A 12,385-nucleotide genomic window follows, 5' to 3' on the forward strand; every position below is an offset into this window, starting at 1 on the left:
CTCGACCGCGTCCGACCGCCGCCGCCTCCGCCTCCGAGGGCACCGTCTCGGCCACCGGCACCGACGGCCGTACCGTGCAGGGCTCGGATCCCGGTCTGTACGGGGGCAGCCGGGATTCCGCCAGCTGCGACGTGCCACGGCTGGCCGAGTTCCTGAACGCCAATCAGGACAAGGCCAGGGCGTGGGCGGCCGTGGCCGGGATCGACCCGGCCCGGATCGGCGACTACCTCCGCTCGCTCACCTCGGTGGTGCTGCGGGTGGACACCCGGGTCACCAACCACGGCTTCGCCAACGGCGTCGCCACGCCGTACCAGGCCGTGCTGCAGAGCGGCACCGCCGTGCTGATCGACGCCCGGGGGCTGCCCCGGGTGCGCTGCGCCTGCGGAAACCCGCTGCTGCCGCCGGTGCTGTCGGCGACCCCGCCGGCCTACTCGGGCACGCCGTGGCCGTCGTTCAAGGAGCAGGACGTGGTGGCGGTGAGCCCGGCTCCGTCGCCGCTGAAGGACGTCGTGGTGGTCGATCCGTCGAGCGGGCAGTCGTACGCGCACCCGGTCAGCGGTTCGCCGTCCTCCTCGTCCTCCGGCTCCGGCTCCGGCTCCGGCTCGTCCTCCGGCTCCAAGCCCGCCTCGGGCTCCGCCTCCGGGTCGGCGTCAGGCAGCAAGGCCCCGTCCTCCGGTACGTCCTCCGGGGAGTTCCGCAGCGGTGCGCCGAGCAGCGGTGCGGCGAGCAGCTCGGACGGGACGGTGACGTCGGGTCAGCCGGGCGGCGCTTCGTCGGCCGGTGGTGCGTCGGCCGACAGCGGTTCGGCGGGATAGCGGGCCCGAGAAGGTGCTGCGCCCGGCGGTGGTGACCGCCGGGCGCAGCACCGGATCAGTGACGCGGGGTCAGCTGGTCTGGATCGCGGTGTCGTCGATCACGAAGCTGGTCTTCAGCGACGAGTCCTCGACCCCGTTGAACTTCAGGGTGACGGACTGGCCCGCGTACGAGGAGAGGTCGACCGTCTTCTGGGCGTAGCCCGTGTTCTTGTCGACGTTCGAGTAGGTGGCGACCGAGGTGCCGTTGACCGTGACCGTCAGCTTGTCGTAGACGGTGCTGCCGGTCTCCGCCGTGTCGATGTGCAGCCAGTAGCTCAGGGTGGCCCGGCAGCCCGCGGGGATGGAGACGGTCTGGGTGGCGCTGTCGGTGTGGGCGGAGCCGTAGCCGTTCAGCCAGGCCTTCCAGGAGCCGGAGTGCGCGGCCTGGGAGGTGCCGTTGTCCACGACGCCGGAGGTGGTGGTCCACGGGGCGGCGGTGCCGGTCTCGAAGCCCGCGTTGCCGAGCAGCTGCGCCGGGGTGCAGGTGCCGCCACCGCCGCCGGTGACCGTCCAGCTGAACGCGGCGCTGCCGGTCTTGTTGGCGGCGTCCTTGGCGGTCACGGTCACGTTGTAGGTGCCGGTGGCCGTGGCGGTGCCGGTGATCTTGCCGGTGGAGCTGATCGAGAGGCCGGTCGGCAGACCGGTGGCGGTGAAGGTCAGCGGGGCGGTGCCGCCGGTGGCGCTGATCTGCAGGTTGGCCGAGCCGTTCAGCGCGGTGGTCTGGCTGCCCGGGTTGGTCACCGAGACGTTGGTGCCGGCCGGCTTGGTGAGCAGGCAGCCGCTGACGTTCAGGTCGATGGCGCGGTTGGTGCCGAGGCAGGTGGTGAACCAGTAGGTCTCCTGGCCGTAGCTCTGCCCCTTGGTGGCGGTGGTGGTGCCGTCGGCCGCCACCTCGCACGGGTTGTTGAGCGTGCACATCGCGCCGTCGTCGTTACCGGTGTTGTTGATCCCGACGACCCGCTTGCTGGTGGCGTCGACGATCGGCGAGCCCGAGGTGCCGTGCGTGGTGTTGCAGCCGGCGCTGTAGCGGATCGAGTCGCGCCAGGTCCACGCGTCCTCGCGCAGGGTGTCGACGAAGCCGTTGACGGAGCAGTTCCAGGTCTGCTTCCAGTAGCCCGAGGGTATGAACATCGACGAGCCGTTGACCGGGTGGGTGTCGCTGATGGTCAGCGCGGTGGCGCCGAACTTGGTGGTGATCGAGGCGAAGGTGTCGGTCAGCTGGTAGAGCGCGACGTCGGTGCCGGTCATGGTCGCGTACAGCACCTTGTCCGCGTTCACGGTGCCCAGCGAGGAGCCGGAGGCGCTGAGCAGGGTGCCGGAGCGGCTGGCGGTGGTGTTCTGGATCACCTGGCCGGCGCTCGGCATGGTCGGCAGGCAGTGCCCGTTGGTGAGCATCAGGGCCCGGTCGGCGTCGACCGAGGTGGGGTAACGCACCAGGGAGGCCGAGCAGTTGCTCAGCGCGATGGTGGAGGTCAGATCGCCTGCCTGGACGGCCTGTGCGGGCGAGACGGCGGACGTCAGCAGGCCCGCGACGACTGCGGCGGTGCCGAGTCCGGCGGTAAGTCCCTTGAGCATGGGTCTCCTTGTGGGGGATCGCCGGGCGTGCAACCGGTTGGGAACGCCCAGGCCGGAGAAAGCTGCCATGCTCGCATCAATGAGGTCAACTGTTCGGACCGAATTGGCTGTTGGGACGGGCCCGGCGGCCGTCGGGCCGCCGGACGGGCCGGACAGGTGGATCGTTGACGTACTGGAAGGCGATCGTGCGCAAGGGAGTTGATCGCTCGTCGGGGAACCGCTGCTCAGCTGTGCTGCCGGGGGCGGCGGTCGGCCGGGCGGCTCGGCGGTATGGGGGCGGCGGGGAAGTCGCGCGGTCCGGTCCAGAGCGCGGGGACGGCGTCGGTACGGCGGGCCAGTTCATGCGCCAGGGACTCGTAGTTGACCCGCCAGCCGCGGAAGTGCGGCCAGGCCTCGGGCGCGGTCCGCTCGCCGCCGATGCCACCGGCGGTGACCAGGGCGACGGCCGCGTCGAACTCCTCGTAGGTCAGCCGGATCGGGCCGTCCGGGCTCGGGTCCGGGTCGAAGGCGATCCGCTGGGTCCTGGCGATGTCGCGCAGTGCGGTGAAGCCGGCTCGCAGCACCAGCCGGGCCTCGGGCGGGGCGGACTTCGGGCAGACGGCGAGCTGGAGGGCGGCCGCGTCCATCACGGCGATCAGGCCGACCACCCAGCTGCGGTGCGGCTGGGGTGAGCGGAAGGAGAGCAGTACCGGGTAGTTGGAGTGGCCCTCGCCGATGTCGGCGGCCAGCCGCTCCCAGTCGCGGTAGAGCTGGGGCAGTGCGGTCTCGGTGTCCACCAGCGACTGACGGGCCAGCAGCTCGGGACCCCAGGCGGGTTCGCCCGCCCGGGACTGCAGAAGGGTGACCTCCACCTCCCGGCGGTTGTACGCCCCGTACAGGGTGGGCAGGTAGCCGATCAGCAGGGCGATCACCAGCGGTCCGGTGGCGGCGGCCAGGAAGTCCAGGGCGGACAGGTGCAGGCGCTCACCGCTCGCGAAGCCGAGGGTGAACAGGCTGGAGCCCGCCTCCCGGAACGAGACCGACCAGGCCAGCTCGGAGAAGCCGTGCAGCAGCAGGGTGTAGGCGACCAGCATCCCGGCCAGCCAGGTGGTCAGCATGCCGAGCAGGATCAGCGGCGCCAGCCAGGTCTGCACCCGGTCCTGCACCTGGTAGCCGCCGAACGGCGAGACCGCGCGGAGCATCGCCCGCAGTACCGACCAGAGCCGGTGGACGAGCGCGGAGTAGAGGCCGCGCGGCACCACCAGGGTGCGCAGGATGCTCGCGACGGTGAACAGCAGGACCAGCAGCCCGGCCAGCGCGTAGATCATTCTCATGGCGCTCATTGTGGCGTCGAGTGGATGCTTCGACACAGGGCGTGGTGGAGATCGTCCGCAGGCTGAAACGTTATCGACGACTTCCCGGCTCTGAGCTGCGGTTATCGTCGTGCGACCGGTGCCCGTAGTGGCGTGCCGAGCGGACGGGCGAAGCCCAAGCAATGATGCGCGATCACAGGTTTCACCTGCTGTTCACCATGGATTCATCGGCAATCAATCACTCAGGCCCGGGAATCACCGGATGGCTTGGATCACTGTCGGTGACCGATCCGGGGAGAAACCCGCTGGTCGGCAACGAATTCCGAAGCATTTCGGCCGTTGACGGCACGCCATCAGCCAGCTTCCATGGCGACCCGGGAGCGACAGGATCTAACGCCGGCATCAGCCCTCTGGAGGAGATACCGCTCCCGGTGAACACCGCCCTACCGCGCGCTCTGCCGCGCCGAGCCGATCGGAACCACTTCATGACCGACACGCTTGACCCGACCATCCCGGTGTCGGCGGTGGCCCCCCAGGCGCCCGCAGACGCGCCGAAGCGGCTCTCCCGCTCGCTCGGCGTGGTGGGCGGCACGCTGCTCACCCTGTCGTGTGTGACGCCCGCGTCGTCCCTCTTCGTGATCGTGCCGGACCTGTTCAGCTCGCTGGGCACCTACACCGCGATGGCGATCGGGATCGGCTCGCTGATCTGCATCGCGGTGGCGTTCTGCTACTCGGAGCTCGGCACCCTGATCCCCAGCGCCGGTGGCGAGTACGCGATGGTCGGCACCCTGGCGGGCCGGTTCGCCGGCTGGCTGGTGTTCATCCAGTCCCTGATCGTCGTGATGATCGTGCCCTCGCTGATCGCCATCGGCACCTCCGAGTACCTGGCACCGATCGTCGACGTCGACCCCCGGATCGCCGGCGCCGCCGTGATGATCGCGGCCACCGTGGCGGGCCTGCTGGACCTGCGCGCCAACGCCTGGCTGACCGGCATCTTCCTGGTGCTCGAGGTGATCGCCTGCGCGGTGGTCTCCTTCCTCGGGTTCTCGCACAGCGAGCGCGGCGCGAGCAGCCTGCTGCACGGCGTGGTGGGTGACGGCAGCGGCGCGACCAGTCCGGTCGGCATGGCGGCGATCCTGGCCGCGATGGGCACCGCACTCTTCGTCACCCAGGGCTTCTCCACCGCGATCTACCTCTCCGAGGAGCTGGAGAACCCCCGGCGCAACGTGGCTCGCACCGTGCTGTGGACGCTCGGCCTCTCCGTGGTGGTCATCCTGGTCCCGGTGATCGCGATCACCGTCGGTGCGCCGGACCTGGACGCGCTCTCCGCCGGGAACATCTCCGAGTTGGTGGCCGGCTGGTCGGGCTCGGCGGTCGGCACCTTCGTCAGCCTGTGCATCGCGCTGGCGATCATCAACGCCGGCATCGTCATGGTGATCCAGAACTCCCGGGTGCTGTTCGCCTCCGGCCGTGACAAGGCCTGGCCGGAGCCCGCGAACAAGGCGTTCGGCACGCTCAACCGCTTCAGCGCCCCGTGGATCTCCACCCTCGCGGTCGGCATCCCCGGCGCGGCACTCTGCTTCGTGCCGAACGACCTGCTCACCAACATCACCGGGGTGGCCGTCGCGGCCCTCTACCTGCTGGTCGCGGTGGCCTCGCTGTTCTCCCGCAGCAAGCACCACAAGAACGCCCCGGCCTGGCGTCAGCCGCTCTGCTGCCGATCGCCCTGATCCTGGTGCTCGGCTACGTGCTGACCCAGCTCGACCTCACCGCACTGGCCTGGACCGCCGGGATCACCGTGGTCGCCAGCCTGTACTGGGTGTTCTACCTGCGGCCGCGTCAGGACAGCCGCTGGATCATCACCCTGCCGGAGGACCAGCAGAGCTGACGTCCCGTCCGTTCGGCACGCCGCGAGGCCCGGCCCCCGTACGGGGGGCCGGGCCTCGCGGCGTCAGGTCAGCCCAGGTAGGCGGGGGACACCGCGGCGGTGAGCAGTTGGCGCGGGGCGCCGGTGCCGTCGGCGGGAGTGGACCAGAGGTCGGCACCGAAGTCGCCCGGCAGCGCGTACTCCAGGGTCCGGTCGTCGGCCCACAGTGCCTGGTCGTCGATGTTGCGCTGCTCGGCGGTGCGGGTCTCAGTCATGGTGCCCAGGTCCAGCACGTAGAGCCGCCAGGGGGCGTCGGTGGAGGCCTCAGGGGCGCGCTTCTTGTAGGCGATCCGGGTGCCGTCGGGGGAGAGCGAAGGGCACTCGACGTTCTGGTGCAGGGTGGTCAGGGTCCGTGCGGTGACGTCCCCCTGGACCAGGTAGGTCTGGCCGCCGGTGGCCAGCGTCGCGTAGAAGCGGGTGTCGTCGGCGAAGGTGACACCCCAGATGTTGGTGTCGTGCGCCTGGTACGGGTGGCCGTCCTTGACGATCGCGTAGGTCTCCAGGTTGTCGTCCAGCGCCCAGGTCCGGGTGTCCACGATGGCGGTCCGGGTGGAGAAGTCGGTGCCCGCGTAGGAGTCGCCGCTGACGAAGACCGTCCAGGCGGCCAGGTGACCCGAGGGCGAGACCCGGGCCCGGGTGGGGATTCCGGCGGCGGGGAAGACGTGCCGTTCGTGCAGCTCGGCGTCCAGCAGGACGGTGCGGTAGCTGTCCTCCAGTGCGCCGTGGACGGCCTGCAGGCAGATACCGGTGTCCGAAGCGGCGTGGAAACGCAGGCACTTGAGGCCGGAGGCGGTCCGCTCGCCGTCCGGCTGCCCGGCCGGGACGGTGACGATCTCGTCCCGGTGCGGGCCCCAGGCCAGGTTGCGGAAGACCAACTGCCGGCCAGGTGCCCGGAGCGAGACCGGGCCGGACCGGACGGCCGGGCCGCCGGCCTGTTCCTGGTCGTGGCGGTCGGCCCGGTCGGCGGCGTACAGCACGGCGCCGGTGCCGATGCCGCCGAGCAGGACGACGGCCAGCAGCAGGACCAGCAGGCGGGTGGAGTTCTTCATACGGTGACCTCGTCGGCGGAGCTGCGGAGCAGGAAGAAGGTGGCAACTGCGGTGCAGGCCAGGGCGGTTGCCGTGACGGCGAGCGCGGTGTGCCCGCCCCAGGCGCTCCAGGCGGCGCCGAAGCCGAGCGAGCAGGCGAACCGGGCCACGCCTGCCCGGTGCCGACCAGGGCGAGGGCGGCGCCCTGCCGNCCTTGGCGAAGCCCTTCAGTTCGGTGCCGTTCCAGACCACCTTGACCAGGCGCTCCAGGCGGCGCCGAAGCCGAGCGAGCAGGCGAACCGGGCCAGCGCCTGCCCGGTGCCGCCAGGGCGAGGGCGGCGCCCCTGCCGGTCGTCCGGCGCGGCGTTGGCGGCGGCTGCGGCCAGTACGCCGTCGGTGGCCGCGTAGAAGCCGCCGTGCAGGACCAGCACCAGCAGGACGGCCGAGCTGTGGCTGAGCACCAAGGCGTAGKCGAGCAGCAGCAGGACGTGCCCGGCCAGGAACAGCCGACGGCGGCCGATCCGGTCGGCGAGGGCGCCGAGCGGGACGGCGAGCAGCAGGAAGGCGGCGGCGGTGCCGAGCGGCAGCAGCGGGAACAGGTGGGTGGCGAGCCCGAGTTGACGCTGCAGCAGCAGGTAGAGGAAGGAGTCGCTGACGGTGGTGAGGCCGAGCAGCGCGGCGCACACCCCGAGCCGGCGCAGGCCGGGCAGCCGGAGCAGGTCGAACGAGTCGCGCAGTGAGGGCTTGGGGGCCGGGTCAACTGCCGTGCGGCGGGCGGACGGTACGAAGAGCAGCAGGATCAGCACGCCGAGCACGGCGACGCAGCCGCTGACCGCGAAGACCGCGTCGTACCCGTCCACGGTGGCCCGCAGTACGGCGAAGGCGACCAGCGGCCCGAGCAGCGCACCGGTGGTGTCCATTGCCCGGTGCACACCGAACGCCCGCCCCCGGTGCTCGGGCCGGGTGGCCAGCGAGATCATCGCGTCCCGGGGCGCGGTGCGCAGGCCCTTGCCGGTACGGTCGACGGCCAGCACCGCGCCGATCAGCGGGACGGTGTGCACCAGCAGGAGCAGCGGCTTGCAGAGCGCGGAGAGCCCGTAGCCCACCGCCGCCACCGTCTTCGGCCCCCGGCCGCCGCGGTCCGCGAGGTGTCCGCCGAGCAGTCGGACCAGGGCGCCGACGCCGTTGTTGATCCCGTCCAGCAGCCCGAACCCGAGCGGCGAGAGCCCGAGCCCGGCCACCACGTACAGCGGCAGCACGGCACTGACCATCTCGGAGGACACGTCGGAACGGATGCTGACGTCATGTTCGAGCCAGTGATAGCGCCCAGTGCCAGCCTCCTCGGCCTCCTCCAGGGGGCACGGCGGCCACCCGCCGTCCCGGACGCTGGTCCGGGACGGCGGGGGCCTTGGTGCTGCGGGAGTCCGCGAGGTACACGGGCGTCAGTTCCAGATGCCGGTGATGTCGGCGGCGCCGGCTGCGTTGCCCGCGTGGGTGGAGAGACCGGCCAGGTCCTCGAGGGTGCGCAGCACGTTGTAGTGGTTGTACGTGGTGGACGAGCTGCTGCCGGGCGTCACGTGCTCGCCGTAGAACACGGTCGAGATCCGGTTGCCGGAGAGCCGGTTGTCCTCGTCGAAGGTGACGACCAGGATGCTGTTGTGGGTCTTGGCCCAAGTGGCGTACGCGCCCAGCTTGTTCTTGATCCAGGTGTCACCGGTGCCGACCGAGCAGTCGTGCATGTCGTTGCACAGGTCGGGCACCACGAAGGAGACCTTCGGCAGGGTGGTGTAGTCGGTCGGGAACTGCGTCATGGTGTACGCGGTGTTGGTCGGCACGTTGTTGAAGCCGAACCAGGGGTTGTGCTTCTGGGCATACTTGCCGCTGCTGCAGGTGGTCGAACCCTGACTGGGCAGGCCCTCGTTGTAGCTGCGCCAGGTCTTGCCGGCCGCGATCAGCTCGGAGCCGAGGTTGGCCGCCGACATCGAGCCGACGCTCACACAGCTGTCGTCGGTACGGCCCTGGGCGCTGCCCGAGAACAGCATGTAGTAGTTGGGCTCGCTCGGGTGGGTGAGGCCGTAGGAGGCGGTGAGGTTGGCGCCGCCCGCCTTCAGGGTGTTGTTGATGTACGGCGCGCTGGAGCTGCCGATGATCTGCGAGTAGGCGTGGTTCTCCATCACCACGACCACCACGTGGTCCGGGGTGGGCAGGCCGACGACGGCCTGGGCGCTGCCGCTGGTGGCGGCCCACAGGCCGAGCGAGCCGGCAGCCAGGGCGGTGGCGGCGGCGACGGCGGTGAGCTTGCGGCGGGGACGGGCGGGGGCGGACGGAGCTGACTGAGGCGTCGTCATGGTGGATGTCCTCCGGGCGAGTCGGCAAGGCAGAGGGGTGTCCGAGCGCCCGCCACCCTAGGAGCGCGGTGGTGGACACGGCCGCGCTTCTCAGGTGAAGAACAGGCGAACGGCGCCTGCCGATTTGTCGGTGTCCCGGCAAGGGGGGTCAGGGCAGGGGACGACGTCCGCGCTCGGGTTACTCGCCCGGGGTGACGTCGAGGTGCAGCCAGGAGGAGTGCCAGAGCAACGCGCACTGCCGGTCGCAGCCGGAGAGGGGCAACGGCTCGCCACCGCAGCGCAGGCTGTCCAGCACGTACCAGTCCCCGCCGACGGGTCGCTGCCAGCGGGCCAGCGACCGGTGCAGGACCCGCGTCGCCCCGTGACGGGTGCCCACGAAGCGCGCCATGCCCGGTTGGAACGGCACGCCGTGCAGCCGGCCATCGGCGTCCAGGGTGGCCCGGATCTGCTCGAGGCTGCGCACCGTCACGTACCGGGCGGGCGTCAGCAGTTCGGCGGCCGCCTCCTCGGTGGAGGGCTCGAGCCACTCGTCCCGGAACAGCAGGGCGCAGGCCAGCCCGCAGCCCTCGGAGCGGTCCGCCCCGAGACAGGTCGCGCCCTTGAGGCTGGTCGTGGCGGAGAGCCGGCGCATCCGGTAGTGGTCGTCGACCATCCGCCGCACGACGTGCTCGACCTGGTAGGTGCGGCCGCAGTGCGACCACTGACTGCCCGTGAACCACAGGCCGCGGTGCCGGTCCTGGCCGTCCAGCGTTGCGCGGACGGCGTCGGTGTCCTTGACCCGCACCCAGTCCCCGGCCGAGAACGCCGAGGGCTTGCCGGGCGCCGGGACGCCGGAGCGCCGTTCGCGGGAGTCCTCGAGCGCCAGCCGGGCCTGGCGGACGATGCCCAGCGGGGGCAGGTCATGCAGCGGCAGACTCTTGTACTGGCATCGGGTGGTCGGTCCGGTGAGTACGGGGCCCACGGAAAAGGCCCGCCGACAGAGGTGGTCGCCGGGCGCGACAGGCGGGGTCGAATAGGACAGTGGGGGTGGTGTGGTCGATATCTCCGGATTGATTCGAAGGGGAGTTCGTTCAATTGCGGGAAGGGCGCCGCGTGTTGCGGCGGGAATTCGCCGGCGGCACGGTCTAGGTTGGAGGCTGAACCGTCCGGTGGAGTGGCCGAGAGGCGAGGCAGCGGCTTGCAAGGCCGTGCACATGGGTTCGATTCCTATCTCCACCTCCAAGGTGCCGATCGTGGCGGCGCCATTTTTCCGTCCTTGGTCCCGCCTTCGGGTTCGCCGGTTCCAGGGCGTCCTGGTGGCAGCCGTTCTAGAATTGGCGGAACGGCTGTTGACCCGGGGGAAGAAATGCCTGTTGTGACCGCAGAGTTGTTTACCTGGCCGCTCGGGGACGATGCAGTCCTGATACCGCGCACAGTGGCGATCGCGGGGCCGTACCAAGCGTTGCTGACGGCCAATCACGAGCGGCTCGCGTCCTGGTTCCCGGGATTCGACCGGCCCCCGACGCCCGAGGCGACCCGGGCGGACCTGGAGCTGCGAGGTCAGGGGTGGCTGGCGGGAACGGAACTGCCGTTGGCCGTCGCCGTCCGGGCCGAGGACGGCCTGCGGTTGGCGGGAGCGGTCAACCTGTTGATCAACGGCCCCGCGCGCAGCGGAGAGGTGGGCTACTGGCTCGACTCCGCCTTCGAGGGGCGTGGGCTGGTCACCCGGGCGGTCACCACGCTGCTCGACCACGCCTTCGGCCCGCTCGCACTGGACCGCGTCGAGCTGCGCACCGTCCCCGCCAACACGCGGAGCCAGAAGGTGGCCGAGCGCCTGGGGTTCGTCCGGGAGGGGATCCTGCGGGAGGCGGCGGCCTTTCCCGGCGGACGGCAGGACGAAGTGGTCTTCGGGCTGCTGGCGCGGGAGTGGCAGCCGTCGGCGAACTGACGGCCTCGGGTGCCCCGACCCCCGGCGCCCGACCCCCGACGGCGCGCGCGACCGGTGGCGTGAGAGCGTAGGGCGCCCCTACGGCACACAGCCCCGGGGCGGGAGGAGAGCCGATGACCGCCGGACGGGTCCTGGTGGTGGACGACGACGCGGCCATCCGCCGGTCGCTGGAGCGCGGGCTGCGACTGAGCGGCTTCACCGTGCGGACCGCCGAGAGTGGTGCGGACGCGCTGCGGCTGCTGGCCGAGGCGCCGTCGGACGTGCTGGTGCTGGACGTCTCGATGCCCGGCCGGTCCGGCACCGAGGTCTGCCGCAGCCTGCGGGCGCAGGGCGACGAGACGCCGGTGCTGATGCTGTCCGCGCTGGACGAACTCGCGGACCGGGTGAGCGGGCTGCAGGCCGGGGCGGACGACTACCTGGTGAAGCCGTTCGCCCTGGAGGAGCTGGTGCTACGGCTGCGCGCGCTGCTCCGGCGGCGGCCCGCGCCGCCGTCCACGACACTCCGGGCTGGGTCGCTGGTGATCAGTCAGGAGACCCGGCAGGTGCACCAGGACGGTGTCGAACTCAGCCTCACCCGGCGGGAGTTCGAGCTGCTGGTGGAGCTGGTCAGGAACGCCGGGATCGTGCTGAGCCGGGACACCCTGCTGGACCGGGTCTGGGGCTACGACTTCGAGGTGCGCACCGATGCGGTCGACACCTTCGTCAGCTACCTGCGGCGCAAACTGGAGGAGGGCGGACGGCCGCGCCTGATCCACACCGTGCGCGGCGTCGGCTTCGTCCTGCGGCTGCCTGCCGACGGGCCAGGCGCAGAGCCGGGTTCGAGGTCCCGTACCGAGGCCGGCTCGTGAAGCTCTCCAGCAGGATCGCCCTGTCGGTCACGGTGGTCGTGCCGCTGCTGGTGCTGGGCGCCGGTGCCCTGCTGCTCGGCCTGGTCAACCGGGATCTGCGCGGCCAGCAGGATGCCAGGCTGCATGACCGGGCCGCCGCCGTACTGCCCGCCGCCCGCGCACTGCTGAACGCCGACCGGGGCGGACGGCCCAAGGCGGAGCAGAACCAGAGCCGCCGCGTCCTCGGCGACGCGCTCGACTCCGGGGTACGGGTGGTCGCTGCGGACGGTGTCGTGGTGCTGGCCGGCGGCCCGTCCCCGACCGACCCGTCCCGGCTGCCCAACCTGCCCGGCGGGCCGGTCACCGTACGCGAACGCGGCGCCGCCTGGCGGGTGTTGACCGTCCGGGTGGACGGTACGGCGCCCGGCACGCTGTGGCTGATCGCGCCGACCGCCGCCGACGGACCGCAGCTCGCTGCCGTACGCCGTAGGGTGCTGCTGGTCTCGGTGCTGGCCGCGCCGGTCTCCGGGCTGGTCGCGCTCGGGCTGGCCCGGCGGGCCACCCTCTCGATCCGGCGGCTGAGCCGCCGGGCCGCCGAACTCGACCC

General features: G+C 71.4%; 8 protein-coding genes, 1 tRNA gene and 3 pseudogenes. 6 read left to right on the top strand and 6 right to left on the bottom strand.

From position 1 onward, the window contains the following. Positions 1 to 815, top strand: an 815-nt coding sequence (locus ASC99_RS24305) for a DUF6777 domain-containing protein (RefSeq protein WP_057235646.1), incomplete at its 5' end; no start/stop codon positions are given. A gap of 69 nt (positions 816 to 884) precedes the next feature. On the opposite strand, the gene ASC99_RS42200 is transcribed toward ASC99_RS24305, so the two are convergent. Then, positions 885 to 2,429, bottom strand: coding sequence for a putative Ig domain-containing protein (locus ASC99_RS42200; protein ID WP_057235649.1), 1,545 nt, complete (start codon positions 2,427 to 2,429; stop codon positions 885 to 887). A 224-nt stretch (positions 2,430 to 2,653) separates the two neighbouring features. Further along, on the bottom strand, positions 2,654 to 3,742 hold the full coding sequence (locus tag ASC99_RS24315; protein ID WP_057235652.1) for a hypothetical protein: 1,089 nt from the start codon (positions 3,740 to 3,742) through the stop codon (positions 2,654 to 2,656). A 464-nt stretch (positions 3,743 to 4,206) separates the two neighbouring features. Between ASC99_RS24315 and ASC99_RS24320 the strand changes: the two are divergent. Further along, positions 4,207 to 5,609: pseudogene (locus tag ASC99_RS24320) on the top strand (APC family permease). Positions 5,610 to 5,677: 68 nt separating this feature from the next. Here ASC99_RS24320 and ASC99_RS24325 read toward each other — a convergent pair. From ASC99_RS24325 to ASC99_RS24340, 4 genes and pseudogenes are all read right to left on the bottom strand, one after another. Beyond that, the gene (locus ASC99_RS24325; protein WP_057235655.1) at positions 5,678 to 6,697 is read right to left on the bottom strand and encodes a hypothetical protein; all 1,020 of its coding nucleotides are present in this window, start codon (positions 6,695 to 6,697) and stop codon (positions 5,678 to 5,680) included. 236 nt (positions 6,698 to 6,933) lie between these two features. Next, positions 6,934 to 8,113 (bottom strand): annotated as a pseudogene (locus ASC99_RS24330) (MFS transporter); the annotation flags it as partial. A gap of 5 nt (positions 8,114 to 8,118) precedes the next feature. Further along, a complete protein-coding gene (locus tag ASC99_RS24335) occupies positions 8,119 to 9,024 on the bottom strand; it encodes an alkaline phosphatase family protein (RefSeq protein ID WP_057235659.1) in 906 nt (301 codons plus the stop codon). A gap of 178 nt (positions 9,025 to 9,202) precedes the next feature. Next, positions 9,203 to 9,985 carry a hypothetical protein gene (locus ASC99_RS24340; RefSeq protein ID WP_057235661.1) on the bottom strand — a complete coding sequence of 261 codons (783 nt, stop codon included), beginning with the start codon at positions 9,983 to 9,985 and terminating at the stop codon, positions 9,203 to 9,205. A 186-nt stretch (positions 9,986 to 10,171) separates the two neighbouring features. Here ASC99_RS24340 and ASC99_RS24345 point away from each other — a divergent pair. The 4 genes and pseudogenes from ASC99_RS24345 to ASC99_RS39500 all read left to right on the top strand — a co-directional run. After that, a tRNA-Cys gene (locus ASC99_RS24345) sits at positions 10,172 to 10,245 on the top strand. 193 nt (positions 10,246 to 10,438) lie between these two features. Further along, a complete protein-coding gene (locus ASC99_RS24350; RefSeq protein WP_057235664.1) occupies positions 10,439 to 10,951 on the top strand; it encodes a GNAT family N-acetyltransferase in 513 nt (170 codons plus the stop codon). 113 nt (positions 10,952 to 11,064) lie between these two features. Continuing rightward, positions 11,065 to 11,799, top strand: coding sequence for a response regulator transcription factor (locus tag ASC99_RS24355; protein ID WP_057235666.1), 735 nt, complete (start codon positions 11,065 to 11,067; stop codon positions 11,797 to 11,799). Beyond that, positions 11,796 to 12,385, top strand: a pseudogene (locus tag ASC99_RS39500) (two-component sensor histidine kinase); the annotation flags it as partial. The gene ASC99_RS24355 and the pseudogene ASC99_RS39500, both read left to right, overlap by 4 nt.

The organism is Kitasatospora sp. Root107, assembly GCF_001424875.1.
In the GTDB taxonomy this organism is placed as follows: domain Bacteria; phylum Actinomycetota; class Actinomycetes; order Streptomycetales; family Streptomycetaceae; genus Kitasatospora.